Source organism: Streptomyces sp. RB17 (assembly GCF_009604455.1).
Taxonomy (GTDB): Bacteria; Actinomycetota; Actinomycetes; order Streptomycetales; family Streptomycetaceae; genus Streptomyces.
In genome coordinates this window covers 116,461-143,047 of the sequence record NZ_WEGL01000002.1, presented here as the reverse complement: position 1 = coordinate 143,047, position 26,587 = coordinate 116,461, and the positions used below count along the sequence as shown (strand labels likewise).

Here is a 26,587-nt window from a genome sequence, read left to right as displayed (position 1 = left end):
CGGACCACCCGACCCATGTGCGTCTGGAGACCCGCGCGAATCCGGCCGTCGAGTGTTTCGGGCGTCGACCGACAGCGCTCCTCACCCGACTCGCACGGCGGGCCGACCCCGCGGCCAAGGGGGAAACCAGCACATTTCGTCCCGCTTCGTCGGGGCGTTCCTGGCTGCGGCCACCACTGCCTCCGGGCTGGTCGTCGACACTCGCACTCCTCACGCTAGCCTCAGCCACCGACAGCGGCGCGGGCTGCGGGAGCAAGGGGTGTCATGAGCAGGCTGAAAAGGATGGACCGTCCCTACGACCTCGTGCTTTTCGGGGCCACCGGCTTCGTCGGTACCCTCACGGCGGAGTATCTCGCCGCGCACGCGCCGAAGGGCCTGCGCTGGGCGGTGGCCGGCCGCGACGAACGCAGGCTGGAGCGGCTGCGCGAGCGCCTGCCGGGCGGCGCGGACGTCGGCGTCCTGCGGGCCGACGTCACCGAACACGCGACCCTGCGCGCCCTCGCCGAGCACGCGCGCGTGGTCGCCACGACCGTCGGGCCGTACGTGCTTTACGGCGAGGACCTGGTCGCCGCCTGCGCGGACGCCGGAACCGACTACCTCGACCTGACCGGCGAGCCGGAGTTCGTGGACCTGATGTACGTCCGGCACGACGCACGCGCGAGGGAGACGGGCGCGCGCCTGGTGCACGCGTGCGGCTTCGACTCCGTGCCCCACGACCTCGGCGTGTACTTCACGGTCCGGCAGCTGCCGGAGGGCGTGCCGCTTACCGTGGACGGATACGTGACCGCCGACGCGGCCTTCTCCGGCGGCACTCTGGCCTCGGCGCTGAACCAGTTCGCGCGCGGCCGGCAGCTGCTGGCCGCGGCGCGCGAACGGGGCCGGCACGAGCCGCGGCTGATGGGACGCCGGGTCGCGGCGCCGACAGGCGCGCCCCGGTTCGCCCAGGAGGTGGGCGCGTGGGCGCTGCCGTTGCCGACCGTCGACCCGCAGATCGTGCGCCGCTCGGCAAAGGCGCTCGACCGGTACGGCCCCGACTTCCGCTACCGGCACTACGCGGCGGTGCGGCACCTGCCGGTCGCCCTCGGCGGCGTCGCCGCCGTCGGCGCGGTGCTCGCGGCCGCCCAACTGCCGCCCGCTCGGCGCTGGTTGTCGGGCCGGCTGCAGCCGGGCGACGGGCCGAGCGCGGAGCGGCGGGCACGCAGCCGGTTCGCGGTGCGGTTCGTCGGCGAGGGCGGCGGGCGGCGCGTGTTCACGGAGGTCGCGGGCGGCGACCCCGGCTACGACGAGACGGCGAAGATGTTCGCGGAGGCGGCGCTCAGCCTGGCGTTCGACGATCTCCCGCCGACGGCCGGGCAGGTCACCACGGCGCAGGCGATGGGTGACGCCCTGACCGAGCGGCTGCGCGCCGCGGGGATCACCTTCCGGGTCGCGGCCACGGCCCCGGGCGTCTCCTCCCCCGTGTGAGACTTTCGCAGCCGATGTCCTCAAGTCGCTGGGGATTTCGCCGCGAAAGTCTCACACGTCCTTCAAAGAAACGATGGAGGCCAGGGCCGCAGAGCCGAAGGAGGCGGGACAGGCGTGAAGTTCGTGCTCGAAGTGCCCTCGAACCCGGGGACGGCTCGGCCGTCCGCGACTCGGCGTATCAGGAGGTCGGCGCCTGGCGCGTGGTCGCCTCCTGAGCGCTTCCTCCAACGCTTCGTGCCGCCTCCCGCAGCGCGCGGCGGCACAGGGCGTCCGCCCGGCGTGTGGTCTCCGGCAGCCGGTGGCGCGGGGTCAGGGCCAGCGTGTGGGCCACGGCGTTGTCCAGGCTCACGCGGTGGCCGACGGAGACGAAGACCGGTTTGACGCCGTCCCGGGTGCGCAGCGCCCGCCCGACCTCCTCGTCCCCCGCGCGCAGCGGAGCGCAGGCGCCCCGCGCCGGGCCGGGATCGTCGTACGTGAAGGTGAACGGGTTCTTGGCGACACCGATGACCTGCAGGCCGGTGAGCACGCCGAGGTGGCTCGCGAGACCGAAGCGGCGCGGATGGGCCAGGCCGTAGCCGTCGCAGACGACCAGGCCGGGCGGACACGGCAGCCGGTCCAGGACGGCCCGGACGGTGGGGATCTCACGGAAGGCGAGCAGGCCGGGCACGTACGGGAAGGAGACCCTGCCGACGGCCGTCGCCTCCGCCACCACGTCCAGGGTCACGGCGTCCAGCACGACGGCCGCCGCGGCGACGAGGTCGAGGTCGTCGTCGTAGGCGACGTCGACCCCGGTGACCCGGCCCGTGCCCGGCTCCGGTCCCCGCTCGTCGAGCACCACCCGCCCACGCAGCTCGTCCTGCACCGCGCGGGCCTCTTCCTCGGTCGCGGGCCAGCCCGCGGGTACGCCTACGGTCGTCATGGTGACCTGAACTGTACGGTCCCCGGGCCGTTGTCGGAGCCCGGGGGTACGCTCGCGATCATGTTCGTACTGGAGCTGACCTACACCGCACCTCTCGACGCCGTCGACGCGCTGCTGCCCGACCACCGGGCGTGGCTCGAGGAGCAGTACGAGAAGGGCTTCTTCCTGGCCTCCGGGCGCAAGCAGCCCCGGAACGGCGGGGTGATCCTCGCCGTCGCCGAGGACCGCGCCCGGATCGAGGAGATCGTGGCGGGCGACCCGTTCGCCGTGGGCGGCGCGTGCACGTACCGCATCACGGAATTCGTCGCCACGAAGACGGTTCCCGAGCTGGCCCGCCACCGGCAGACACCGGACTGACTGCCGCTCATCCCTTCTTGGCGTTCAGCGCGCGCTGCAGCTCGCCCTTGTTCATGTGCGAACGGCCCTCGATGCCGCGCTGCTTCGCCTCGTTGTAGAGCTGGTCGCGGGTCGGGCCCTGGGAACCGGCCCGGTTGCCCGACCGCTGACCGCCACGCTTGCTGGACGACATGTCCTCCGTCGAGCTGCGGCTGGCGGTCCTGGACTCGCCGGAACGGGCACGTTCCTTGTTCACGGTCCGCGCGGCGATCTCCTCGGCGCGCCCGGTGCTCTCGCCCCGGTCCTGCGCGCTCTTCTTGATGTGTTCGTACTGACGCTCGCGCTTGGAGCTGGAACCGGCGGGCATGATGGCTCCCTTCGTCTCGGTTCCCGTGCGACCCGAGTACCCGGTTCCGGCCGCGCACCTCAGCGTTCCAGCCGCGCGACCCTCCCCTGTTCACCGGCCGCCCAGCAACTGAGGTCGGGGGTGCAGTCCACGGTGTCGTACGAGCCGGTGTCGATCGTGCGCCAGGTGCGGCCGGCGTCGGTGGTGAGGTCGGTGCCGGTGGGGCCGACCGCGAGCGCGGCGGTGCGGCTGTGCGGCAGCCAGGCGGCCCCGGAGCGGTAGGCGGGCGGGGGCGTGGCGGCCGGGGCCCAGGTGCGGCCGCCGTCGGCGGTGACCGCGGCGGCCTGCGGCGAGGCCTGGTCGGGGCGGTAGTCGCCGCCGACGGCGAGGCCGTGGCCGCGGTCGCGGAAGGCGAGCGCGAAGACGCCCTTGGCGGGATCGCCGGCGGGCACCGGTGTGTCGGCGGCGATCCAGGTCAGTCCCCGGTCGGCGGAGTGCAGCACGCGCGCGTGGGCGCCGCCGCCGGTCGCGAGCCAGACGTCCTTCGGGCCCGAGGTGACCAGGCACTGGCCGCTCGCGGCGAAGCCCGCCTCACCGTCCAGGGCCGGCGGCATGCCCGTGGAGGGCAGGAGCCGCCAGGAGCGGCCGCCGTCGCTGGTGGACAGGATGCGGAACCTTCCGTCCACGGGGTCGCTCATGGCGAGGCCGTGCCGGCGGTCGAAGAAGGCGAGGCAGTCGTAGAACGCCTTCGGGTCGGTGTTGCGGAAGGACTCCGTCCAGGTGGCCCCGCCGTCGTCGGTGCGGTACACGCGCGAGGCCTCGCCCTCACCGATGGCCAGCACCACGGCGTGGCGCGCGTCGAACGCCTCGACGTCGCGGAACTGCAGATCGGCCGCGCCGGGCGGAGAGACGTTCCGCCAGCCGACTCCGCCGTCGGTGGTGCGCAGCACCGTGCCGCCGGTACCGGCCAGCCAGGCGGTGTGCCGGTCGACGGCCGCGAGGCCCCGGAAGCGGACCTGCGGGGTGCCCGGGTCCTTCGGCGCCCAGTGCGGACTCCCCTGCCCGAGGGGTGCTGCCTCGGCGGCGGGCACGGTCAGCGCTGCCAGCGCCGCGCCGCACGCCACCCCCGCCGCCACCAGTCTGCTCGTGCGTCCTCTGCGTCGCGTGTTCCCCAAGCGCCTCATGGCGGGCGAAGCTAGCCCACCGGCCCGGTGCCGTCCAGAGGCCAACTGCCCTCCGTCGCAAGGGAGAAACGGCGGAACCCCGCCGTGCATGAACGCGGTGACCGAGGTCACTCGTGATTCCTGTGCACGGATCGGCCGGATCCGTCGTCTCTTCCGGTGCCGGGTGTCTCACACCCGGGCGTAGTCCAGCCGTCACGAGGGAGCAAGGCGTTGTCCACCGTCATCGAGCAGCCCGTAGAGGCCCGTCTCGTCGCCGCCGCACCGCGCATGCCGACCATTCCCGCGACGCTGCGCTACGACCGACGCGACCCGTTCGCCGTCGTCATGACCTTCCCGGCCCCGGCCACCCTCGAAGGGGTCGAGGTGTGCTGGACCTTCTCCCGCGAGCTGCTCACGGCCGGGCTGCAGCAGCCCGAGGGGCACGGGGACGTCCGGGTGCGGCCCTACGGCTACGACCGCACCGTGCTGGAGTTCCACGCCCCCGAGGGCACCGCGATCGTGCACGTGCGCTCGGGCGAGATCCGGCACTTCCTGGAGGCGACCAACGAGCTCGTCCCCGTCGGCCTGGAACACCTCCAGCTCGACCTTGACCACGGCCTGGCCGAACTGATGCGGGACGCCTGCTGAGCGCCACGCGCGCGTGAAGCCGACGTGCCTGGCCACGCGCGCGTGCAGCCGTGTGCGGGGCTCCGCGGGCGTGGCCGACCCGTTCAGTCCGCCGTGGGCGTGAGCAGGGTGTTCAGCTCCCCGTAGTCGTACCCGTCGGCCAGCGCCCCGTACGTCCCCGCCTCCAGCAGCTCCCGCGCGGCGCGGCGGACCAGGGCGTGGGCGGCCTGGGCGAGTGCGGACCCCGCGCTGATCCGGGCGACGCCCAGGGCGGCCAGTTCGGCGACGGACGGCGCGCCGGGGAAGACCATCACGTTGACCGGGCCGTCGATCCCCTCGACCAGTTCCTTCACCGTCCCCGGGTCGACGGCCCCGGGGACGAAGATCCCGTCGGCGCCCGCGGCGCGGAAGGCCGCGGCCCGCTCCAGGGTGGCGTCCACTCCCCCGGCGCCGCGCAGGAACGTGTCGATCCGCGCGTTGACGAACAGCGGTACGCCCGCTTCGTCGGCGGCCGCGCGGGCGGCGGCAATCCTCTCCGCCTGCTCGGCGACGGGCCGCAGCGGCTCGCCGCCCGCCTCGTGCCGGGCGTCCTCGATGTTGACGCCGACCGCGCCGGCGGTGAGCACGGCCCGGACGGTGTCGGCGACCCCGGCAGGGTCCGTGGCGTACCCGGCCTCGATGTCCGCGCTGACCGGGACGCGCACGACGGCGGCGATCCGGGCCACGGCCTCCCGTGCTCGGTCGCGGTCGAGCCGGTCGCCGTCGGCGGCGCCGAGCGACCAGGCCAGCCCGGCACTGGTGGTCGCGACCGCCGCGGCGCCGGCCCGCGCCACGACGGCGGCACTGGCCGCGTCCCAGGCATTGGGCAGCACGAGCGGCCGGCCGGGCACGTGCAGGGCGTGGAAGGCGAGGGCGGTTTCGCGGAGCGGGTGCGGATGCGTCATGGGCCCAGCCAAGCATGCGGCGCGAGCCAGGAGCTGGCAGGAATCCGACATGTCCGTGGGGCGTGCCCTCCGGTCGCCGGCCGTTGCACGGACGGGGCCGCCCTTAATTGCGTTGACAGCCCTCAGGGCCCTTCCTACGGTGTACATCGGTCCTGTTGTCGTCGATTGGAGAAGGACGTTGCTCGTCTGAGGTCCTGAGGCATCGCGTTCGCACCGGTAGAGGTGTGCGCGGCATGCGACCTCGGCGTCCGAGCCGTCCTCGGGCACAGGCCCTTTTTCGTGGCCTCTCCGTGCCCCCACGACCCTTCGGTTCCCGCCTCGCGGTGTCTCGACATGCCTCCCCCGACCGCACGAAACCCCTCGCGAGGCCCTCATGTCACCATCCCTCACCTGTACGTCCATTTCCTTCGCCTGGGCCGACGGCACCGCCGTCTTCGACGGCCTCGACATCTCCTTCGGGCCCGGCCGGACCGGCCTCGTCGGCGTCAACGGATCAGGGAAATCCACCCTGTTGAAGCTGCTTGCCGGTGAGCTCACCCCGGCCGACGGCACCGTCAGGGTGTACGGCGAGGTCGGCTACCTCCCGCAGAACGTCACCCTCGACACCACGCTCCGCGTCGACCGGGCCCTCGGCATCGCCGAACGGCGGGCTGCGCTGCACGCCATCGAGGCGGGCGACGTCGCCGAGGAGCACTTCGAGACGCTCGGCGACGACTGGGACGTCGAGGAACGCGCCCTCGTCACGCTCGGCGAGCTCGGCCTCGGCCACATCGGCCTGGACCGCACGGTCGGCGAGGTCTCCGGCGGCGAGTCGGTGCTGCTGCGGCTGGCCGCGCTGTTGCTGCGCCGCCCGGACGTGCTGTTGCTGGACGAGCCCACCAACAACCTCGACCTGTATGCGCGCAGACGGCTGTACCAGGCCGTCTCCGCGTGGCCGGGCGTCCTGGTCGTGGTCAGTCACGACCGGGAACTGCTCGACCTGGTCGACCAGATCGCGGAACTGCGCTCCGGGGACGTCACCTGGTACGGCGGCAACTTCTCTGCGTACGAGGAGGCTCTGGCCGTCGAGCAGGAGGCGGCCGAGCGGATGATGCGCGTCGCCGAGGCCGATGTGCGCAAGCAGAAGCGCGAGCTGGCCGACGCCCAGGTCAAGCTGGCCCGCCGCAAGCGGTACGGGCAGAAGATGTGGGACTCCAAGCGCGAACCGAAGATCGTCATGGGCGCCCGCAAACGCGCCGCCCAGGAGTCGGCGGGCAAGCACCGCATCATGCACGAGGAACGGCTCGCCGAGGCCAGGGAACGCCTGGACGAGGCGGTGGAGGCGGTGCGGGACGACGACGAGATCCGCGTCGACCTGCCGTACACGGCCGTACCGCCCGGCCGGCAGGTGCTCACCCTGCAGAACCTGGGCATGGCCTACCACGCGCGCGTGGAGGGCATTCTCGATCTGCGCGGCCCGGAGCGCATCGCGCTGGTCGGCCACAACGGCGCCGGCAAGACGACGCTGCTGCGGACCGTCGCGGGCGAGCTGGCACCGGTGGCCGGCGAGGCGCGGGCGCATGTCCCGCTGCGTTTCCTGCCCCAGCGGCTGGACGTGCTGGACGACGCGCTGTCGGTCGTCGAGAACGTGGCGCGGTTCGCGCCGGACGCCACGAACAACCGGATCCGGGCGCGGCTCGCCCGCTTCCTGTTCCGGGGCGCGCGGGCCGACCAGAAGGCGGGCACCCTGTCCGGCGGCGAGCGGTTCCGCGCGGCGCTGGCCGCGCTGATGCTCGCCGAGCCGGCACCCCAGCTGCTGCTGCTCGACGAGCCGACCAACAACCTGGACATGGCGAGCGCGCGGCAGCTGACCTCGGCCCTGGAGTCGTACGAGGGCGCGCTGCTCGTGGCAAGCCACGACCTGCCGTTCCTCGAGTCGATCGGGGTCACGCGCTGGCTGCTGATGGAGGAGGGAGAGCTGAAGGAGATCGCGCCGGAGGACATCGGGGTCCCGCCCGGGTTCTGACGTCTCAGGAGGGGCACAGCCTGACAACGAGGGTTTTGTCGTGGCCGGGGCGGATTGCATGATGGCGGACCGGCGCCGCGTTCAGCGGCGCCGGCCACCGCACCATCGATTCGAAAGGCCCCTCGTGCCCAGCAAGAAGGCCCTCGTCCGCCGCCCCAGCCCCCGCCTCGCCGAAGGCCTGGTGACGCACATCGAGCGGGAGAAGGTCGATGTCGGGCTCGCCCTCGAGCAGTGGGAGGCCTATGTCGAGGCCCTGGACACGCACGGCTGGGAGACGATCGAGGTCGACCCGGAGGACGACTGCCCGGACTCGGTGTTCGTCGAGGACACCGTCGTCATGTACAAGAACGTGGCGTTGATCACCCGGCCCGGCGCGGAGTCCCGGCGCGCGGAGACCGTCGGGGTGGAGGAGGCGGTGGCGCGCATCGGCTGCTCGGTCAACTGGATCTGGGAGCCGGGCACGCTGGACGGCGGTGACGTCCTGAAGGTCGGCGACACGGTGTACGTCGGGCGCGGCGGACGCACCAACGCCGCCGGTGTGCAGCAGGTGCGGGCCGCCTTCGAGCCGCTGGGCGCGCGTGTGGTGGCCGTTCCCGTGAGCAAGGTGCTGCACCTGAAGTCCGCGGTGACCGCGCTGCCGGACGGCACGGTGATCGGGCACATCCCGAAGGTCGACCGGCCGTCGCTGTTCCCCGGCTTCCTGTCGGTTCCGGAGGAGTCCGGCTCGCACGTGGTGCTGCTCGGCGGGCACAAGCTGCTGATGGCGGCGAGCGCACCGAAGACCGCGGAACTGCTGACGGATCTCGGCCACGAGGTGGTCACGGTGGACATCAGCGAGTTCGAGAAGCTCGAGGGCTGTGTGACGTGCCTCTCGGTGCGGCTGCGGGAGCTGTACTCCTGACGGATCGTCCCATCCCTGCGGCGGCCCCTGGATCCGCAGATCCCGGAGCCGCCGCAGGTCCCGGAGAGGCCGGCGGCAACGCGGGGAGACACGACTGGCGGAGTCCGTCCGGCCGTACTGATCAGCGATCTTTACGACAGCCTTAACCTACGGCTTCGTAACCTACGGTTTCGTAGCCTACGATCTCGTAGGTCTCCGGCACCGCTCGCCGGACCGCCCTCCTTGTTCGGCGTCCCCCCTGGAGTTCCCGTGACGATCACTTCCCCTCACCTCGGCAGCCCGTCCGTGTGGACCGACGCGCGGCTGCTGTTCGCGCTGGAGGAAGTGGTCGAGACCGAACTGAACCGGCATCTGAAGGTCGCCAAGGACTGGATGCCGCACGAGTACGTGCCCTGGAGCGACGGCCGCAACTTCCCCGGCCTGTTCGAGGACGGGGAGGCCTGGGCCAAGGACCAGTCCAAGGTGACCGAGATCGGCCGCATCGCCCTCGTGGTCAACCTGCTCACCGAGGACAACCTGCCGAGCTACCACCACGAGATCGCCACGCTCTTCGGCCGGGACGGCGCCTGGGGCACCTGGGTGCACCGCTGGACGGCCGAGGAGGGCCGGCACGGCATCGTGATGCGCGACTATCTGCTCGCCTCGCGCGCGGTGGACCCGGACAAGCTGGAGCAGTTCCGCATGTCCCACATGAGCGAGGGCTTCGAGTCCGACAACCGGCACTCGATGCTGCACTCGATCGCCTACGTCGCCTTCCAGGAACTGGCCACCCGGATCTCGCACCGCAACACCGGCCACCAGTCCGGCGACCCGGTCTGCGACCGCATGCTGTCCCGCATCGCGACCGACGAGAACCTGCACATGGTCTTCTACCGCAACCTGCTGAAGGCCGCCTTCGAGCTGGCCCCCGACCTGACCATGCAGGCGGTCCGGGACGTCGTGGTGAACTTCCGCATGCCCGGCCACGGCATCCCCGGCTTCGAGCGGGCCGCCGCGCAGATGGCGATCGGCGAGGTCTACAACCTGCGCATCCACCACGACGACGTGCTGCAGCCCGTGCTGCGCTTCCTGAAGGTCCTGGAGATCGACGGCCTCGGCCCCGAGGGCCGCGAGGCGCAGGAGGAACTCGGCCTGTTCATGGGCGGCCTGAACGCGGAGGCCCTCAAGTTCGACGAGAAGCTGGCCGCCCGCAAGGCCCGCATGGCGACCCGGGCCGGGGCCTGACGCACACCGGCGCCTGACACTCGCCGGGCCGACCCGCTGAGCGGACGGGTGACCGGCGGGCGTCGGCGGACGACGTCAGTGGGACGTGCGGCGCAGGGCGAGGCGTTCCTTCTCGGACAGTCCGCCCCAGACGCCGAAGCGCTCGTCGTTGGCCAGCGCGTAGTCCAGGCAGGCCGGGCGCAGCTCGCACATGGCGCAGATGCGCTTGGCCTCGCGCACCGAGCTGCCGGGCTCGGGGAAGAAGAAGTCCGGCCCGGTCTGCGCGCACAGGGCCTGCGCCTGCCAGGTGTCGTCGGCCGGGGTGATCGTCTCGAAGTGCATGCCGAGGATCGTGCCGCGCGGCGAAAAACGTTCGATCAACGGCCGGTCAACGCCGCCGGCAGGGCTCCGGCCGCCCCCGATGATGCTCCCCCGGCCCCACCGGCGCACGGCGGCGCGCGGGGCGCGTCGAAAACGCGGTGAACGCGTCCGGCCGCCCAGGGTGAGAGCGGGATCCGTCCGGCGCGTCGCGGCGCTGCGGCGGCGATTGTCAGTGGGGGGTGCCAGACTCGGCAGTGCAGAGGACGGGACCCCTTTCGAGGAGGGCGAAGATGCTCACCACCCGTTTCGTCAACGGCGCCCCGAACTGGCTCGACATCAGCACCCCCGACATCGACGGCGCCACCTCCTTCTACGGCGGCCTCTTCGGCTGGCAGTTCCAGTCGGCGGGGCCGGACGCCGGAGGCTACGGCTTCTTCCAGCTGGGCGGCAGGACCGTCGCGGGCGGCGTGCAGACCGGCCCCGACCAGGGTCCGCCGGCCTGGACGGTGTACTTCCAGAGCGCGGACGCACAGGCCACCGCCAAGGCCGCCGAACAGGCCCACGGCAGCGTGCTGTTCCAGCCGATGGACGTCATGGGCGAGGGGCACATGGCGGTGCTCGCCGATCCGGCGGGCGTGCCGTTCGGTATCTGGCAGCCGGGCCGGACCAAGGGCGTGGACGTGGCGAGCGAGCCGGGCTCGCTGTGCTGGGTCGAGCTGTACACCCCGGACATCGCGGCGGCGGCGGCCTTCTACCACCAGGTGCTGGGTCTGGAGACCTCCGGCGTGCCCTTCCCGGGCGGGACGTACACGTGCGTCAATCCGGCCGAGGGCGGGGAGGACGCGATGTTCGGCGGGATGGTGCCGCTGGCCGACGACCCGTCCGAGGCTCAGGGCAGCCCGTACTGGCTGCCGTACTTCGAGGTCGAGGACACCGACGCGCTCGTGGAGAAGGTGCAGCAACTCGGCGGCACGGTGCGCATGCCGGCGACGACCCTGGAGGGCGTCGGCCGCATGGCCCGGCTCACCGATCCGTACGGCGCCCGTTTCGCGGTGATCAAGAGCGAGGCGCCTCAGGGCTGAGTTCCCGCGGCGTTCCGGGCCGGGGCCGCCTGGTGCGGCGGTCAGGCAGACGCCCGTCGTATCAGCGTGGTCGGGAGGATCACGCCACCGGCGGGCGGCGGCCCGTCCGCCGTGGCTCCGGTCCGGTCACGGCCGTCCGCCCCGTCACGGCCGTCCTTCCGATCGCGGGCATCCAGCCGGTCACGGGCATCCGTCCGGTCACGGCCGTCGGACAGGCCATGCAGCAGCAGGCGGGCCATCAGGCGGCCCATCTCCTCGATGTCCTGACGGACCGTCGTCAGGGGCGGGTCGGCCTCCTCGGCGACGGGCAGCATGTCGTCGAAGCCGATCACGGCCACGTCCTCGGGCACCCGGCGACCGCTCGCGCGCAGCACGCGCAGGGCGCCGAGCGCGGTCAGGTCGTTGGCGGCGAACACGGCGTCCACGTCGGGGCAGCGGTCGAGGAGTTCGCGCATGGCGCGTTCGCCGCCGGCCGGGGTGAAGTCGCTCTCCACCACCAGCCGGGGATCGTTCCCGCCCGGCACCTCGTCCATGACGTCCCGGTAGCCGTCGAGCCGGTCCACCGCCGACGTCTGGTCCAGGACGCCGGTGAGATGCGCGATGCGCCTGCGGCCGAGGTCCACGAGATGCCGTACCGCCGCACGTGCCCCGCCCCGGTTGTCGCAGTCGACGTACACCACGCCCGGGTCCTTCGCCGCCGAGCGGGCGGGGCCGGTCGCGCCGCCGTCGTCGCCCCAGCCCGGCCGACCGCCGAACACGGTGGGCACGCCGGCGTCGTGGATGAGGCCGGGCAGCGGGTCGTCGAGGTGCAGGGAGAAGACGAGCGCCCCGTCGACATGGCCTCCGGAGAGATACCGGGCCACGCGCGCGTGATCGTCGCGGCCCTCGGTCAGCAGCAGCACCAACTGGTTGTCGTGCGCGGTCAGTTCCTTGCTGATGCCGCGCAGCTGCAGTGCGAAGAAGGGGTCGGCGAAGACCCGGGTCTCGGGCTCGGCGATGACGACCGCGACCGCGTCGTGCCGCTTGGTGACGAGGCTGCGCGCCGCCTGGTTGGGGACGTAACCCAGCTCCGCCACGGCCTGCCGGACGCGCTCGGCCAGGGGTTCGCGCACCCCGTCGCCGCCGTTGACCACCCGCGACACGGTGGCCCGGGACACCCCGGCCCGCGCGGCCACGGCCTCCAGCGTGGGACGCGACACTGCCTCGGTCACTTCGGGACTCCTCATCGGCGGCTGCCGGTCAGGATAACCGCGCGGTGGTGACCCGTCGGTGCCACGAGGGAGGCATGGCCCAGGTGGCGGGCCGGCGGCTGAGGCCCGGCCCTCGATCCCGCGTGAGCCCGGGGGTGCCGCCCGGCGCGGCACCGCGGCTCACTGCAGCAGGTCGATCGTCGCGCCCACGCCCCGGCGTTCCGCCTCCCGCCAGGCGAGCCAGGTGAGGGCGAGGTCCTGCCAGGGCAGTCCGACCGGTGCGTACACCGTGCCCTGCCGGACCGAGGTACGGCCGGGATGCGTGCCGCGCAGGACGTCCGCGAGGGTGGCGTCGGCGGTGGTACGGGCGAGGCCGGGCGCGGCCAACGCGCCCATCTGCGCGGCGAGTTCGGTGTCGTCGACGACCAGGAGCGCGGCCTCCAGCAGGTCCGGGGCGAGTTCCCGCTTACCGGGCTCGTCGCGGTGCCGAGGCTCGTGACGTGCTGTCCGGCGCGGGTGTCCGCGAGGGCGAGCAGCGGGGCCCGGGACCAGGTCGCGAGCAGGACGGTGTCCGCCGCCTCGGCCACCGCGCGGGCCGAGTCCAGCACCCGTCCGCCGTGCCGGGCGGCGAAGGGCGCGGCCCGGCCGGAGTCGGTGTCGTGCACGACGAGCCGACCGGGCGGGCGCTCGCTCGCCAGGCCGCGCAGCGTCAACTCGGCCTGCGCACCGGCTCCGATCACGCCGAGCACCTCGTGGCCGGCCGGGGCCAGGAGAGCGGTGCCGAGGGCGGCGGCCAGTCCCGTCCGCCAGGCCGTGACGGTCGCCGAGTCCAGCAGGGCGAGCAGTTCGCCGTCCGCGCCGCCGTGCAGGCGGATCACGCCGCGCAGGGCCGGCCGGGCCGCGGGGAACTTGGCGTCGACCTTCACGGTGTACGCCTCGACGCCGGGCAGCAGGCCGGGAATGAGCGCCGTGGCAGTGCCGGGGAACGGCAGGTCGGTACGGACCAGTCGGCCCGGTACGGCGGTGGCGTCGGCCCTGCGGAAGCCGTCACGGAGGGCGGTGAGACACTCCGCGGGCTCCAGCACGGCTTCCAGGTCGCTTCGGGTCAGCACACGGGTCATGCCGGCATGATCCCTGGCGCGGGGCCGTTGTCAGTGCCGTGGTGCATGCTGTGATCAGTGGGGGGCGGGCGGCCGTGGACCGCCGTGGACCAGGGGGTGGACAGCGTGTTCAGGGGGATCGAGGACATCGACTGGGCGAACCGGGCGGTGGCCGGACGGGGGGCCGTCGCCGGGACAGCCCACCACGGCCGCCGGCCTGGCCGACGGCCGACGCGTCCTGGCCGCGTGCGGCGAGCCATGGTCCGGCTGAAACCGTCGTCCGCGCACGGCCCTCAGGACGTCGGCTCGCGCCGGGCCCGGCTCGGCTGGACGCGCTTGGGTTCGCCGGGCATCTTCGGGTACTCCGGCGGGTACGGCAGATCGCCCAGACCGTGCTCGTGTTCGTCGCGGCGGGCCAGCTCCAGGAGGGCGTCCAGGGAGTAGGCGTGGTCATCCATGTCGGCGTGCACGTCGCCGAGTTCGGCGAAGCGGGCCGGCATGGTGGCGAGGTCGAAGTCGGCCGGGCGGGCCACGCCGACCTCCTCCCAGCGCAGCGGGGCCGAGACGGTGGCGGCGGGGTGGGGGCGTACGGAGTAGGCGGAGGCGATGGTGCGGTCGCGGGCGGTCTGGTTGTAGTCGAGGAAGATACGGCGGCCCCGCTCCTCCTTCCACCACTTGATCGTCACCTGCTCGGGCATCCGGCGTTCCATCTCCCGGCCGACGGCGATCGCGGCGCGGCGCACCTGGGTGAAGGTCCAGCGCGGTTCGATCGGGACGAAGACGTGCAGCCCCCGGCCGCCGGAGGTCTTCGGCCAGCCGCGCAGCCCGCCGAACTCGTCCAGGACGGCGCGCAGTTCATGGGCGGCGCGGACCGCGTCGTCGAAGTCGGTGCCGGGCTGCGGGTCGAGGTCGATGCGGAGTTCGTCGGGGTGGTCGACGTCCGTGGCCCGCACCGGCCAGGGGTGGAACGTGAGCGTGCCGTACTGGGCGGCCCAGACCACGGCGGCCTGTTCGGTGGGGCACATCTCGTCGGCGCTGCGGCCGCTGGGGAAGGTGATGTGGGCGGTCGGGATCCAGTCGGGCATGCCCTTCGGGGCCCGCTTCTGGAAGAACCACTCGCCGCCCACGCCGTCCGGGTAGCGCTCCAGGGTGGTGGGGCGGTTGCGCAGGGCGCGCAGGATGCCGGAGCCGACGGCGACGTAGTACCGGGCCAGGTCCAGCTTGGTGAAGCCCCGTTCCGGGAAGAAGACCTTGTCCGGACTGGACAGCCGTACGGTCCGGCCGTCCACCTCCAGTTCCACCGCAGCACCCATGCGGCCACGGTAGGCGCACCCCGCACGGCTCGCACACCGGGCGGCACGGGATGTATGCGAGCAGAATCGGTTGCATGGATCTGCCCGTCATGCCACCTGTGAAGCCCATGCTCGCCAAGTCGGTGGCGAAGATCCCGCCGGGTATGCACTACGAGGCGAAGTGGGACGGGTTCCGTTCGATCGTGTTCCGGGACGGGGCCGAGGTCGAGTTGGGCAGCCGTACCGGGAAGCCGTTGACCAGGTACTTTCCCGAGCTGGTGGCGGCGCTGAAGGAGCGGGTGCCGGAGCGGTGCGTGCTGGACGGGGAGATCGTGATCGCGCGGGAGGGCCATCTGGACTTCGACGCGCTGACCGAGCGGATCCATCCGGCCGACTCCCGGGTACGGATGCTGGCGGAGAGGACACCGGCGTCCTTCGTCGCCTTCGACCTGCTCGCCCTGGACGACCAGTCCCTGCTCGACGTCCCGCTGACCGACCGCAGGGCCCTGCTGGAACGGGCGCTCGCCGACGCGACACCCCCGGTGCATGTGGCGCCCGCGACGACCGACGTCGAGGTGGCGCAGCAGTGGTTCGAGCAGTACGAGGGGGCCGGCCTCGACGGAGTCGTGGCGAAACCGCTCGACCTGCTGTATCGACAGGACGCGCGGGTCATGTTCAAGGTCAAGCACGAGCGGACGGCGGATGTCGTCGTGGCCGGATACCGGTTCCACAAGAGCGGCCCTGTGGTGGGCTCGCTGCTGCTCGGCCTGTACGACGACCGGGGACGGCTCCAGCATGTGGGGGTGTCGGCCGCCTTCGCCATGAAGAAGCGGTCCGAACTGGTCGAGGAGCTGGAGCCGCTGCGCATGGAGGACGTGACCGGGCACCCGTGGGCGGCCTGGTCGGAGGAGGCCGCCCATGAGACGGCCCGGCTGCCCGGCGCGCCGAGCCGCTGGTCCGGCAAGAAGGACCTGTCCTGGGTGCCGCTCCGGCCGGAGCGGGTCGCCGAGGTGGCCTACGACCACATGGAGAACGGGCAGCGCTTCCGGCACACCGCCCGCTTCCGCCGCTGGCGCCCGGACCGCACACCCGAGAGCTGCACCTACGCCCAGCTGGAGGAGCCGGTGCGCTACGACCTCGCGGAGATCCTGGGCGAGAAGGACCGGAGCTGAGCCGGCGACCGGGGACCGAGCCGGAGCTCTACGGCTGCATGAGGATCTTGATGGCGCCGTCCTGCTTGTGCTGGAACATGTCGTAGGCGTGCGGTGCCTCGGCGAGCGGCAGCCGATGGGTGGCGAAGTCGTCGACGCCGAGCGGGTCCTCGTCGGTGAGATAGGGCATGATCTCGTCGCACCAACGGCGGACGTTGGCCTGGCCCATGCGCAGCTGGATCTGCTTGTCGAACAGGGTGAGCATCGGCATGGGATCGGCCGTGCCGCCGTACACGCCGCTCAGCGAGATGGTGCCGCCGCGCCGTACCAGGTCGATCGCCATGTGCAGGGCGCCCAGCCGGTCGATGCTGAAGCGTTCCGCGAGGGGCCCGCTGAGCTTGCGGGGCAGCAGCCCGGTGGCCGTCTGCGCGAGCTTGGCGGCGGCGCTGCCGTGGGCCTCGGTGCCGACGGCGTCGATCACGGCGTCCGGGCCCCGGCCACCGGTCTCGTCGTGGATCGCGTGGACCAGCGCCTTCTCGTCGTCGAAGGTCCTCAGGTCGTACGTCTCCACACCGTCCCGGTCGGCACGCGCGAGCCGTTCCGGCACCAGGTCGATGCCGAACACCCGCTCCGCGCCGCGGGCCTTGGCGATCCGGCAGGCCATGTCGCCGATCGGGCCGAGGCCGAGAACGGCGAGGGTACCGCCGGGCGGGACGCCGGCGTACTCGACGGCCTGCCAGGCGGTGGGCAGGACGTCGGAGAGGTAGACGAAGCGGTCGTCCGGCGGGCCCTCGGGCACCTTCATCGGGCCGAACTGCGCCTGCGGCACCCGCAGATACTCGGCCTGGGCGCCGGGCACGGCGCCGTACAGGCGGGTGTAGCCGAACAGGGCGGCGCCCATTCCCTCGCCGGTGACCTGGGTGGTCTCGCACTGGGTGGGCAGTCCGGTCAGGCACATCCAGCAGTTGCCGCAGGCGATCTGGAACGGCACCACGACCCGGTCCCCGGCCTGGAGGTCCGGCACTCCGGGGCCGACCTCCTCGACGATGCCCATCGGTTCGTGTCCGAGGATGTCGCCGGGTGTCATGAACGGGGTGAGCACCTCGTACAGATGCAGGTCCGAGCCGCACAGTCCGGTGGACGTGATGCGGATGACGGCGTCGGTGGGCTCTTCGATCCGCGGGTCGGGCACGTCCTCGACCCGGACGTCCCGCCGCCCCTGCCAGGTGACTGCCTTCATGGGATCCCTCTCCCTCGCTCGCGTGGGCGTTTCGCGGTGGCGCCCGGGTACCCGCGCCCACCAGCACCGAACCCCGTCGCGCCAGGTCGGCCCGGCGCCTGCCGGCGGGGCGGGACCGGGCGGTGGTGCGGGTGGCGGCGCCGGTGCCGGCGGGTCGCGGGTGAGCCCGAACGCCCCACGGAACGCGCATGCCCGTAAGCGCACGGATATGGCCAGCGATGACCCGATGAGCGCACAATCGGACAAACGAACGGGGGGTCACGGTGGGCACACGCCACAGATCGCGCATGCGACGCGGGACGGCACTGACGGCGGCGGCGCTGGCGGTCTCGCTGAGCGTCTCCCTCATGGCCGGCTGCAGCCACCACGGCCGGCACGACGACCGCGCCCCGCGGCACACGCCGGCACCCACGGCGCCGGCTCCGAGTCCGGCGCCCTCGGCCGCGGCAGCCGGTTCACCGCTCGCCGTGAAGATCGACAACGTGCCCGCGGCCCGTCCGCAGACAGGGCTCGCCGCGGCGGACGTGGTGTACGCCGAGCAGGTGGAGGGCGGTCTGAGCCGGCTGATGGCGGTGTACGCGACCAGGCTCCCCAAGACCGTCGGACCGGTGCGCAGCGCACGCGAGTCCGATCTGGAGCTGCTGCGCCAGTTCCACCGGCCGACGCTCGCCTTCTCCGGCGCCCAGCACAAGCTGCTGCCGCTGATCGACAGGGCACCCCTGCGGGCGGAGTCCGCCGACGAGGCCCCCGCCGCCTACTACCGGGGCACCGCCAAGGCCGCCCCGCACAACCTCTATCTGCACCCCGCCAAGCTGCTGCCGTCCGCCCCGGGCAAGGCGGCGCTGACGACCGGCTTCAGCTACGGTCCGGCCCCGTCCGGCGGCACCCCCACGACCGCGCGCACGGTCCGCTACCCGGCGGCCCGCTTCACCTTCACCTGGTCCGCCGGGCGGCACCGCTGGCTGGTCGCGATGGACGGCACGCCCACGGTGACGACGGACGGCGCGCGGGTGGCCCCGGCGACGGTCGTCGTGCAGTACGTGAAGATCCGCACCTCCCGCTACCACGACGTGCTCGGCAACCCCACGCCGTACACCGAGACCGTCGGCTCGGGGAAGGCACAGGTGCTGCGGGACGGCCGGTCCTTCGACGCCACCTGGTCACGGCCGGCCGCGACGGACGGTACGACGTTCACGGCGGCGGACGGCGGCCGGATGAACTTCGCCGACGGCCAGGTGTGGGTGGTGTTCGCGCCGGCGCCGTGAACTGCCGTACGCGCCGGTCAGCCCCGCGCCGCCAGCGGTTCGGCCGGGTTGCGCAGGCCCTCGGCCGCGTCCGCGACCCGGCGGATCAGGTCGAAGAACACGGTCTGTTCCTCGGCGGACAGCGGCGCCAGGAAGACCTGGTTCATCCGGGCGGTGCGCACGGTCAGCTTGCGGTGGATGCGCAGGCCGTCGTCGGTCACTCGGAGCAGGAAGCGCCGGCCGTCCTCCGGGTCGCGCACCTTGGTCAGCAGCCCCCGGCGGCCGAGCCGGCTGATGACCTCGGCGATCGTCGAGCGGTCCAGGCCCACCCGCTCGCCCACGGTCCGCTGATCGAGGCCGGGCTCGGCGACGAGCGCGTTCATGACCGCGAACTGCGGCGAGGTGATCTCCTCGGAGACCATCGTGTTCCACAGCAGGTAGTGCGCCTGCTGCAGCCGCCGGGCCAGGTGCCCGGGATGGGTGGTGAGGTCCACCGCGGCCATGTGCGCTCCCTGATCATTTCGTTGGTGCACTGAACAATACTCGCCGACCTGACCGCCTGTCTCCCACGGAAAGGACAAACAGGCGGTGTCTTGACGGACATCGCCTCCGGTGGCAGCGTGTGGAGCACCTCGCTGAAATACTCAGTGCGCTGATTAATGGCGAAGAGATGGGGCTTCACGGATGGACAAGGTGGTCGCCACGGCCCTTCAGGCGGTGACCGATGTGCCGGACGGCGCGTCGCTCGCGGTCGGCGGGTTCGGGCTGAGCGGTGTGCCGAACGTGCTGATCGAGGCGTTGTACGAGCGCGGGGTCGGCTCGCTCTCGGTCGTCTCCAACAACTGCGGAGCCATGGAGTCCGGACTCGCGGTCCTGCTGGCCGCCGGGCGGATCAGCCGGGTGACCGGCTCCTACATCGGCGGCAACAAGGAGTTCGCCCGCCAGTACCTGGGCGGTGAGCTGGAGCTGGAGCTGATCCCGCAGGGCACGCTGGCCGAGCGGTTGCGCGCGGGCGGCGCCGGCATCCCCGCCTTCTACACCCCGGCCGGGGTCGGCACCCAGGTCGCCGAGGGCGGGCTGCCGTGGCGCTACGACGGCGAGGGCGGCGTCGCGCTGGCCTCGCCGCCGAAGGAGGTGCGGGAGTTCGACGGCGTGGAGTACGTCCTGGAGCGCGCCATCCGCACCGACTTCGCGCTGGTCAGGGCCGCGAAGGGCGACCGGCACGGAAACCTGGTCTTCAACAGGTCCGCCCGCAACTTCAACCCCCTCGCGGCCATGGCGGGCAAGGTCACGATCGCCGAGGTGGAGGAGCTGGTCGAGCCCGGCGCGATCGACCCGGACGCGGTGCACCTGCCGGGCGTCTTCGTGCAGCGGGTGGTGGCCCTGACCCCGGAGCAGGCGGCGGACAAGCGGATCGAACGGCGCACGATTTCCGCGCCTCCGGCACGAGAGACGGTGAGCGGCTGATGGCCTGGACACGCGAGGAGATCGCCGCGCGGGCGGCGCGGGAGCTGCGCGACGGGCAGTACGTCAATCTCGGCATCGGCCTGCCGACGCTGATCCCGAACCATCTGCCGCCGGGTGTCGAGGTGGTGCTGGAGTCGGAGAACGGAATCCTGGGCACCGGGCCGTATCCGACCGATGACCAGGTCGACCCTGATCTGATCAACGCCGGCAAGGAGACCGTGACGGTCCTGCCGGGCGCGTCCTTCTTCGACTCGGCGCTGTCCTTCGCGATGATCCGCGGCGGACACATCGACGTGGCCGTGCTCGGCGCGATGCAGGTCTCGGCCGGCGGCGACCTGGCCAACTGGGCCGTGCCGGGCAAGCTGGTCACCGGGATCGGCGGTGCGATGGACCTGGTGCACGGCGCCCGTCAGGTGATCGTGGTGATGACCCACACCGCGAAGGACGGCTCCCCGAAGATCCTCAAGGAGTGCACGCTGCCGCTCACCGGCAAGTCCTGTGTGAACCGGGTCATCACCGACCTCGCGGTGCTGGACGTCACCGAGCGGGGTCTCGCCCTCGTGGAGACCGCGCCCGGTGTGAGCGTCGACGACGTCGTCGCCCGGACCGACGCCGAACTCACCCTCACGGAGAAGTCGCTGTGAACGCCGTCAACAGGCTCAACACGGTTTACCTCGTCGACGCCGTCCGCAGCCCCATCGGCCGCTACAACGGCGCCCTGGCCTCCGTACGCCCGGACGACCTCGCCGCCCACACGATCCGCGCACTCCTCGCCCGCACCCCGGCCCTGGACCCGGCCCGGATCGAGGACGTCTGGTTCGGCAACGCCAACGGCGCCGGCGAGGAGAACCGCAACGTGGCCCGCATGGCCGCGCTGCTGGCCGGGCTGCCGACCTCCGTGCCCGGCGTGACCGTCAACCGGCTGTGCGCCTCCGGCCTGGAAGCCGTGGTCCAGGCGGCCCGCGCCATCGCCGTCGGCGACGCGCACATCGCCCTCGCGGGCGGCGTGGAGTCCATGACCCGTGCCCCCTACGTCCTGCCCAAGTCCGACCGCCCCTTCCCGGCCGGGCACGCCGAGCTGTACTCGACCACGCTCGGCTGGCGCATGGTCAACCCGGCGATGGATCCGCAGTGGACCATCCCCCTGGGCGAGTCCGCCGAACTCATCGCCGACAAACACAAGATCACCCGCGAGCAGCAGGACGAGTTCGCCCTCGTCTCCCACCGCAAGGCGGCCGCCGCACAGGAACAGGGCCTGTTCGACGCCGAGTTGGCCCCCGTGCCCGTCCCGCAGCGCAAGGGTGAGCCGGTCTCCTTCGCCGCCGACGAGTGCGTACGGCCCGACGCCTCCCTCGCGGCGATGGCCAGGCTCAAGCCGTCCTTCCGTACCGAGCGGGGCACGGTCACCGCGGGCAACGCCTCCCCGCTGAACGACGGCGCCGCCGCCCTCCTCCTCACCGACGAGGAGGGGCTCAAGGCCACCGGCCGTGAACCGCTCGCCCGGATCTCCGCGACCGGGGTGGCCGCGACCGATCCGCACTACTTCGGGCTCGCCCCCGTCGAGGCCGTCGACCGGGCTCTCGCCAAAGCGGGCAAGGGGTTCGGCGACCTGTCGGTCCTGGAGCTGAACGAGGCATTCGCCGCCCAGGTCCTCGGCTGCCTCGCCGAGTGGCCCGAGTTCGACCCGGCGATCCTCAACCCTCAGGGCGGCGCCATCGCGCTCGGCCACCCCCTCGGCGCCTCGGGCGCCCGGCTCGCCGGCACCGTCGCCCACCAGCTCGCCCGCCGCGGCTCCGGCACCGGCGTGGCCGGCCTGTGCATCGGTGTGGGCCAGGGCCTCGCCCTCGTTCTCGAACGCTGACCTGAGACCCCTAGGACTTCGTATGCCTCTCACCCAAGCCGACATCGACCTCGAAATCGCCGCCGAGCACGCCGCGTACGAGAAGCGGGTCGCCGACGGCGCCCCCGTCGAGCACCACCCGCGCCGCGACTACGCGCCCTACCGCTCCTCCGTACTCCGCCATCCCCGGCAGCCCCTGGTCGCGATCGACACCGCGCAGGACCCGGAGCTGGTGGAGTTGCGCTCCCCCGCCTTCGGGGAGCGTGACATCACCGGGATCGACAACGACCTCACCCGGCACCACCGGGGCGAGCCGATCGGTGAGCGGATCACCGTCTCCGGACGGCTGCTGGACCGCGACGGGCACCCGGTGCGCGGACAACTCGTCGAGATCTGGCAGGCCAACTCGGCCGGCCGGTACGCCCACCAGCGCGAGCAGCACGACGCCCCGCTCGACCCGAACTTCACCGGTTTCGGCCGCACCCTCACCGACGCCGAGGGCCGCTACCACTTCACCACCATCCAGCCCGGCCCCTACCCGTGGCGCAACCACGTGAACGCCTGGCGCCCGGCCCACATCCACTTCTCGGTGTTCGGTACGGCGTTCACCCAGCGGCTGGTGACGCAGATGTACTTCCCCAACGACCCGTTGTTCCCGTACGACCCGATCCTGCAGTCGGTGACGGACGACGCGGCCCGGCAGCGGCTGGTCGCCACCTACGACCACAGCCTGTCGGTGCCGGAGTTCTCGCTCGGCTACCACTGGGACATCGTGCTGGACGGCCCGGCCGGCACCTGGATCGAGGAAGGACGCTGACCGCCATGACGACGATCGACACGAGCAGCCCGGAGCAGGTGCTGCCCACCCCGTCCCACACGGTCGGCCCCTTCTACGGCTACGCGCTGCCCTTCCGCGGCGGCGAGGAGATCGCCCCGCTCGGTCACCCGGACACGATCACCGTGCACGGGTACGTCCTCGACGGCGAGGGCAGGCCGCTGCCGGACGCGCTCGTCGAACTGTGGGGTGCGGGCCCCGACGGCACGGTGCCTCGGGTGGACGGCTCCATCCGGCGCGACCCGGCCACCGGCGGGTATCTCGGCCGCAACGGCGTGGAGTTCACCGGCTGGGGCCGCATCCAGACCGACGCCGACGGCCACTGGTACGCCCGTACGCTCCGCCCCGGCGCCCGCGGGCGCAGCGCGCCGTACCTCAGCGTCTGTGTCTTCGCGCGCGGCCTGCTCGTGCACCTGTTCACCCGCCTCTATCTGCCGGGAGACACCGCCGCGCTCGCCGCCGACCCGCTGCTCACCCGGGTGGGGGACCGGCGCGACACGCTGATCGCCGCCGAGGACGGGCCGGGCGCCTACCGTTTCGACATCCGCCTTCAGGGCGAAGGCGAGACGGTCTTCCTGGAGTACCAGTGACATCTGCGTCCCCTCCGTACGCCGACACCGGCCTGCTCGCACCCGGGTGGGGGCTGTCGGGCGCCGCGTCCGAGACCAGTGACCACGCGTATCTGCGGGCACTGCTCGACGCCGAGGCCGCGCTGACCCGGGCGCAGGCCGCACTCGGACTCGCCCCGGCCGGGGCCGCGGCCGCGGTCACCGAGGCGGCCGTCCCGGAGCGGTTCGGCATCCGGGACCTGGCCGCGCGGACCCCGGCCGGCGGCAACCCGGTCATCCCGCTGGTGGCCGACCTGACCAGGGAGGTCGGCGAGGAGTACGGCCCCTACGTCCACCGGGGCGCCACCAGCCAGGACATCATGGACACGGCCACGATGCTGGTCGCCTTGCGCACTCTCGGCCTGGTCCTCGCCGACCTCGGGCGCGCCGAGCGGGCGCTGGCCGGGCTCGCCGCCGAGCACCGGGAGACGGTGATGCCGGGACGGACCCTCACCCAGCACGCCGTACCGACCACGTTCGGACTGAAGGCGGCCGGCTGGCGCTCGCTGGTCCTGGACGCACGCGACCGCCTCGCCCGGGTACGGGACTCGCTCCCCGCCCAACTGGGCGGTGCCGCCGGGACCCTGGCGGCCTTCCAGGCGTACGGCGCCCAGGACCCCACCGCGCTGACGGCGGCGTACGCCCGCGAAGTGGGTCTCGCCGCACCGGCGTTGCCCTGGCACACGTTGCGCACGCCGATCGCCGACCTGGCGGGGTGCCTGGCCTTCGCGGCGGGGGCGCTGGGCAAGCCGGCCGTGGATGTGCTGACGCTGTCGCGCACCGAGATCGGCGAGGTGAGCGAGGGCAGCGGCGGCGGCTCGTCGGCCATGCCGCACAAGGCGAACCCGGTGCGCGCCACACTCCTTCTGGCCGCCGCCCGGCGCGCACCCCAGCTGGCGGCCACGCTGTACGGCTGTGTCGCCGCCGAGGACGAGCGGCCGGCCGGCGCCTGGCATGCCGAGTGGGAGCCGCTGCGCGACCTGCTCCGGCTGGTGGGCGGCGCGGCCGCCCACGCGGCCGAGCTGGCCGAGGGCCTGCGCGTGCACCCCGCCGCGATGCGCCGGAACCTCGGCGTCACCCGGGGCCTGATCGTCTCCGAACGGCTGTCGGCCGCCCTCTCCCCCGTCCTCGGCCGGGCGCGTGCCAAGGAGCTGCTGAGCGAACTGGCTCGCCGCGCCCACGCCGAGGACCGTTCACTGCACGAACTCCTCGCGAATGAGCCGGAGCTGACGGACATCGATCTGGACGACCTCTGCGCCCCCGCCCGCTACACCGGCTTCGCCGTGTCTCTCACCGACCATGCCCTGGAGCGACGTTGACCGAGAAACTCCTCAACCACCTGGCTGAAGGCCCGGCCTCGGCGCCCCCGCTGCTGCTCGGACCCTCGCTCGGCACCTCGTACGCGCTGTGGGACGCGGTGGCGCCGGAACTGTCGGCCGCCCACCGCGTGGTGCGCTGGGACCTGCCCGGCCACGGCGGTTCGGCGCCGGAGCCGATCGGGCCGGGCGCGACCGTCGGCGACCTCGCCGCGCTGGTGCTGGCCCTCGCCGACGCGCTCGGCATCGACCGCTTCGCCTACGCGGGCGTCTCCCTCGGCGGCGCCGTCGGCCTCCACCTGGCCGTGCACCACCCCGACCGGCTGACCTCCCTGGCGGTCATCTGTTCCTCCGCCCACTTCGGCGACGCGGCACCCTGGCGGGAGCGGGCGCGGCGGGTGCGCCGCGAGGGCATGGAGTGGCTGGTGGAGAGCGCCGACGCGCGCTGGTTCACCCCCGGCTTCACCATGCCGGGGCTGGTCCGGGACCATCGGGAGGCCGATCCGGAGGCGTACGCCGCCTGCTGCGACGCGCTCGCCGCGTTCGACCTGCGCGACCGGCTCGGCGACATCGCCGTACCGACGCTCCTCGTGGCGGGCCGGCAGGATCCGGCGACGCCGCCCGCGCATCTGCGGGAGATCGCCGACGCCGTGCCCGGCTCGACGCTGGTGGAACTGCCCGGCGCCTCCCATCTGGCGCCCGCCGAGTGCCCGCGGGCCGTGCTGACGGCGCTGCGCACCCACCTCGACGGGCCGCCGGCGAGCGGTATGACGGTGCGCCGGGAGGTGCTGGGCGACGCGCACGTGGACCGGGCGCAGGCCCGGCAGACCCCGTTCACCGCCCGGTTCCAGGACTTCATCTCCCGCTACGCCTGGGGCGAGATCTGGACCGATCCGACGCTGTCCCGGCGCGAGCGCAGCATGATCACGCTGACCGCGCTGGTCGCGCACGGCCACTACGACGAGCTGGCGATGCATGTCCGGGCGGCGCGCCGCAACGGGCTGACGCCCGAGGAGATCGGCGCGGTACTGCTGCAGACCGCCGTCTACTGCGGGGTGCCGGCCGCCAACTCCGCGTTCGCGACGGCGCAGCGGGTGCTCGCGGAGGAGGACCGCGAAGGAGGGTGACCCTGCCGGTCGTAGCGTCAACAGCACCACCCTCGCGGCGCCGGGCCGTGCCTAGGGTGGGAGCATGTCCACCATTCTGATCACCGGCGCCACCTCCGGACTCGGCCGGTACGTGGCCTTCGAGCTGGTCCGCTCGGGCCATGTCGTCCTCGCCCACGGCCGGGACCGGGACCGTACCGAGCGGCTGGTCGCGGAGCTGCGCACCGAGGGCGAGGCCGAGGGGTTCGTCGCCGACCTGGCGCGTCTCGCCGAGGTGCGGGAGCTGGGCGCCCGGGTCGGCGAGGCGCATCCCGACCTCGACGTGCTGATCAACAACGCGGGGGCGGGCGGCGGCACGCCCGGCTCGGGGCGGGAGCTGAGCGCCGACGGCCACGAGCTCAGGCTTGCCGTGAACTATCTCGCGCCCGTCGTCCTCACCCGGTCCCTGCTGCCGGTCCTGCGGGCCAACGCGCCGGCCCGGATCGTGAACGTCGGCTCGGCCGGCCAGGAACCCCTCGACTTCGCCGACCCGGAACTCACCCGTGGCTACAGCGGGATGTCGGCGTACTGCCGCAGCAAGTTCGCCCTCGCCGCGCACACCTTCACGCTCGCCGAGGAGCTCGGGGACAGCGGGGTGTCGGTGAACGTCCTGCACCCCGCCACCTTCATGGACACGGCGATGGTCAGGCAGAGCGAGATCGCCCCGTGGAACTCGGTCGCCGACGGCGCACCGGGCGTACTGGCCCTCGCCACCCAGGAGTTGGGCAGCGGCGGCTATTTCGACGGCACGCGTAGGGCCCGGGCGCACGAGGAGACGTACGCCCCGGAGGTACGGCGGCGCCTGGCGGCGGTCACGGAGCAGTTGCTCACGGTCTGACACCCGCCGA

The 26,587-nt window shown here is 72.9% G+C and carries 26 protein-coding genes and 1 pseudogene; 17 read left to right on the top strand and 10 right to left on the bottom strand.

The window, feature by feature from the left end:
- The first annotated feature begins 264 nt into the window (after nucleotides 1–264).
- Nucleotides 265–1,464 (top strand): saccharopine dehydrogenase family protein, encoded by a 1,200-nt coding sequence (locus SRB17_RS07620; RefSeq protein ID WP_153536150.1) that lies wholly within the window; start codon nucleotides 265–267, stop codon nucleotides 1,462–1,464.
- A gap of 178 nt (nucleotides 1,465–1,642) precedes the next feature.
- On the opposite strand, the gene SRB17_RS07615 is transcribed toward SRB17_RS07620, so the two are convergent.
- Nucleotides 1,643–2,383: an endonuclease V gene (locus SRB17_RS07615; RefSeq protein WP_153536148.1), complete on the bottom strand. Its 741-nt coding sequence runs from the start codon at nucleotides 2,381–2,383 to the stop codon at nucleotides 1,643–1,645.
- 60 nt (nucleotides 2,384–2,443) lie between these two features.
- Here SRB17_RS07615 and SRB17_RS07610 point away from each other — a divergent pair, with 60 nt between their 5' ends.
- The gene (locus tag SRB17_RS07610) at nucleotides 2,444–2,740 is read left to right on the top strand and encodes a YciI family protein (RefSeq protein ID WP_153536146.1); all 297 of its coding nucleotides are present in this window, start codon (nucleotides 2,444–2,446) and stop codon (nucleotides 2,738–2,740) included.
- A 7-nt stretch (nucleotides 2,741–2,747) separates the two neighbouring features.
- Here the strand turns inward: SRB17_RS07610 and SRB17_RS07605 are convergent, their stop codons facing one another.
- Complete coding sequence (locus tag SRB17_RS07605) at nucleotides 2,748–3,086, bottom strand: plasmid stabilization protein (protein WP_153536144.1); 339 nt, start codon at nucleotides 3,084–3,086, stop codon at nucleotides 2,748–2,750.
- A gap of 59 nt (nucleotides 3,087–3,145) precedes the next feature.
- Nucleotides 3,146–4,249, bottom strand: coding sequence for a WD40/YVTN/BNR-like repeat-containing protein (locus SRB17_RS07600; RefSeq protein WP_153536142.1), 1,104 nt, complete (start codon nucleotides 4,247–4,249; stop codon nucleotides 3,146–3,148).
- 210 nt (nucleotides 4,250–4,459) lie between these two features.
- Between SRB17_RS07600 and SRB17_RS07595 the strand changes: the two genes are divergently transcribed.
- On the top strand, nucleotides 4,460–4,876 hold the full coding sequence (locus tag SRB17_RS07595) for an SsgA family sporulation/cell division regulator (protein WP_153536140.1): 417 nt from the start codon (nucleotides 4,460–4,462) through the stop codon (nucleotides 4,874–4,876).
- Nucleotides 4,877–4,959: 83 nt separating this feature from the next.
- Here SRB17_RS07595 and SRB17_RS07590 read toward each other — a convergent pair whose 3' ends face one another.
- On the bottom strand, nucleotides 4,960–5,799 hold the full coding sequence (locus tag SRB17_RS07590; protein WP_153536138.1) for an isocitrate lyase/PEP mutase family protein: 840 nt from the start codon (nucleotides 5,797–5,799) through the stop codon (nucleotides 4,960–4,962).
- A gap of 373 nt (nucleotides 5,800–6,172) precedes the next feature.
- Between SRB17_RS07590 and SRB17_RS07585 the strand changes: the two genes are divergently transcribed.
- The 3 genes from SRB17_RS07585 (at nucleotide 6,173) to SRB17_RS07575 (ending at nucleotide 9,929) form a co-directional block, all read left to right on the top strand.
- A complete protein-coding gene (locus tag SRB17_RS07585; protein ID WP_153536136.1) occupies nucleotides 6,173–7,804 on the top strand; it encodes an ABC-F family ATP-binding cassette domain-containing protein in 1,632 nt (543 codons plus the stop codon).
- Between the two features lie 124 nt (nucleotides 7,805–7,928).
- A complete protein-coding gene (gene ddaH, locus SRB17_RS07580; protein WP_323375150.1) occupies nucleotides 7,929–8,705 on the top strand; it encodes a dimethylargininase in 777 nt (258 codons plus the stop codon).
- 249 nt (nucleotides 8,706–8,954) lie between these two features.
- A complete protein-coding gene (locus SRB17_RS07575; protein WP_323375149.1) occupies nucleotides 8,955–9,929 on the top strand; it encodes an acyl-ACP desaturase in 975 nt (324 codons plus the stop codon).
- Nucleotides 9,930–10,004: 75 nt separating this feature from the next.
- Here the strand turns inward: SRB17_RS07575 and SRB17_RS07570 are convergent, their stop codons facing one another.
- On the bottom strand, nucleotides 10,005–10,250 hold the full coding sequence (locus SRB17_RS07570) for a WhiB family transcriptional regulator (protein ID WP_153536132.1): 246 nt from the start codon (nucleotides 10,248–10,250) through the stop codon (nucleotides 10,005–10,007).
- 269 nt (nucleotides 10,251–10,519) lie between these two features.
- Here SRB17_RS07570 and SRB17_RS07565 point away from each other — a divergent pair, with 269 nt between their 5' ends.
- Entirely contained in the window at nucleotides 10,520–11,311 is a 792-nt protein-coding gene (locus SRB17_RS07565) for a VOC family protein (protein WP_153536130.1), read from the top strand.
- Nucleotides 11,312–11,352: 41 nt separating this feature from the next.
- Here SRB17_RS07565 and SRB17_RS07560 read toward each other — a convergent pair whose 3' ends face one another.
- The 3 genes and pseudogenes from SRB17_RS07560 to ligD form a co-directional block, all read right to left on the bottom strand.
- A complete protein-coding gene (locus SRB17_RS07560; protein ID WP_323375148.1) occupies nucleotides 11,353–12,522 on the bottom strand; it encodes a LacI family DNA-binding transcriptional regulator in 1,170 nt (389 codons plus the stop codon).
- Between the two features lie 159 nt (nucleotides 12,523–12,681).
- A pseudogene (locus tag SRB17_RS07555) lies at nucleotides 12,682–13,622 on the bottom strand (ornithine cyclodeaminase family protein).
- A 272-nt stretch (nucleotides 13,623–13,894) separates the two neighbouring features.
- The gene (ligD, locus tag SRB17_RS07550; RefSeq protein ID WP_153536126.1) at nucleotides 13,895–14,914 is read right to left on the bottom strand and encodes a non-homologous end-joining DNA ligase; all 1,020 of its coding nucleotides are present in this window, start codon (nucleotides 14,912–14,914) and stop codon (nucleotides 13,895–13,897) included.
- 74 nt (nucleotides 14,915–14,988) lie between these two features.
- Here ligD and SRB17_RS07545 point away from each other — a divergent pair, with 74 nt between their 5' ends.
- The gene (locus SRB17_RS07545) at nucleotides 14,989–16,065 is read left to right on the top strand and encodes an ATP-dependent DNA ligase (protein WP_153536124.1); all 1,077 of its coding nucleotides are present in this window, start codon (nucleotides 14,989–14,991) and stop codon (nucleotides 16,063–16,065) included.
- Nucleotides 16,066–16,093: 28 nt separating this feature from the next.
- Here SRB17_RS07545 and SRB17_RS07540 read toward each other — a convergent pair whose 3' ends face one another.
- Nucleotides 16,094–17,284, bottom strand: coding sequence for a zinc-dependent alcohol dehydrogenase (locus tag SRB17_RS07540; RefSeq protein WP_153536122.1), 1,191 nt, complete (start codon nucleotides 17,282–17,284; stop codon nucleotides 16,094–16,096).
- A 287-nt stretch (nucleotides 17,285–17,571) separates the two neighbouring features.
- Here SRB17_RS07540 and SRB17_RS07535 point away from each other — a divergent pair, with 287 nt between their 5' ends.
- Nucleotides 17,572–18,549: a DUF3048 domain-containing protein gene (locus SRB17_RS07535; RefSeq protein WP_153536120.1), complete on the top strand. Its 978-nt coding sequence runs from the start codon at nucleotides 17,572–17,574 to the stop codon at nucleotides 18,547–18,549.
- A gap of 17 nt (nucleotides 18,550–18,566) precedes the next feature.
- Here SRB17_RS07535 and SRB17_RS07530 read toward each other — a convergent pair whose 3' ends face one another.
- The gene (locus SRB17_RS07530) at nucleotides 18,567–19,031 is read right to left on the bottom strand and encodes a MarR family winged helix-turn-helix transcriptional regulator (RefSeq protein WP_153536118.1); all 465 of its coding nucleotides are present in this window, start codon (nucleotides 19,029–19,031) and stop codon (nucleotides 18,567–18,569) included.
- A 181-nt stretch (nucleotides 19,032–19,212) separates the two neighbouring features.
- On the opposite strand from SRB17_RS07530, the gene SRB17_RS07525 reads away from it, so the two are divergent.
- From SRB17_RS07525 to SRB17_RS07490, 8 genes are all read left to right on the top strand, one after another.
- The gene (locus SRB17_RS07525) at nucleotides 19,213–19,995 is read left to right on the top strand and encodes a CoA transferase subunit A (RefSeq protein WP_153536116.1); all 783 of its coding nucleotides are present in this window, start codon (nucleotides 19,213–19,215) and stop codon (nucleotides 19,993–19,995) included.
- Entirely contained in the window at nucleotides 19,995–20,639 is a 645-nt protein-coding gene (locus SRB17_RS07520) for a CoA transferase subunit B (RefSeq protein ID WP_153536114.1), read from the top strand. Before SRB17_RS07525 ends, SRB17_RS07520 begins: the two co-directional genes overlap by 1 nt.
- The gene (locus tag SRB17_RS07515) at nucleotides 20,636–21,856 is read left to right on the top strand and encodes a thiolase family protein (RefSeq protein ID WP_323375147.1); all 1,221 of its coding nucleotides are present in this window, start codon (nucleotides 20,636–20,638) and stop codon (nucleotides 21,854–21,856) included. Before SRB17_RS07520 ends, SRB17_RS07515 begins: the two co-directional genes overlap by 4 nt.
- A 22-nt stretch (nucleotides 21,857–21,878) precedes the next feature.
- Nucleotides 21,879–22,652, top strand: a complete 774-nt coding sequence (pcaH, locus tag SRB17_RS07510) for a protocatechuate 3,4-dioxygenase subunit beta (protein ID WP_153536112.1) — start codon at nucleotides 21,879–21,881, stop codon at nucleotides 22,650–22,652.
- Nucleotides 22,653–22,657: 5 nt separating this feature from the next.
- On the top strand, nucleotides 22,658–23,260 hold the full coding sequence (gene pcaG / locus SRB17_RS07505) for a protocatechuate 3,4-dioxygenase subunit alpha (protein WP_153536110.1): 603 nt from the start codon (nucleotides 22,658–22,660) through the stop codon (nucleotides 23,258–23,260).
- Nucleotides 23,257–24,597, top strand: coding sequence for a 3-carboxy-cis,cis-muconate cycloisomerase (gene pcaB / locus SRB17_RS07500; RefSeq protein ID WP_323375146.1), 1,341 nt, complete (start codon nucleotides 23,257–23,259; stop codon nucleotides 24,595–24,597). Before pcaG ends, pcaB begins: the two co-directional genes overlap by 4 nt.
- Complete coding sequence (pcaD, locus tag SRB17_RS07495; protein ID WP_153536108.1) at nucleotides 24,594–25,721, top strand: 3-oxoadipate enol-lactonase; 1,128 nt, start codon at nucleotides 24,594–24,596, stop codon at nucleotides 25,719–25,721. The genes pcaB and pcaD overlap by 4 nt, the downstream gene beginning before the upstream one ends.
- Nucleotides 25,722–25,785: 64 nt before the next feature.
- On the top strand, nucleotides 25,786–26,577 hold the full coding sequence (locus SRB17_RS07490) for an SDR family NAD(P)-dependent oxidoreductase (RefSeq protein WP_153536106.1): 792 nt from the start codon (nucleotides 25,786–25,788) through the stop codon (nucleotides 26,575–26,577).
- The last annotated feature ends 10 nt before the right edge of the window (nucleotides 26,578–26,587 follow it).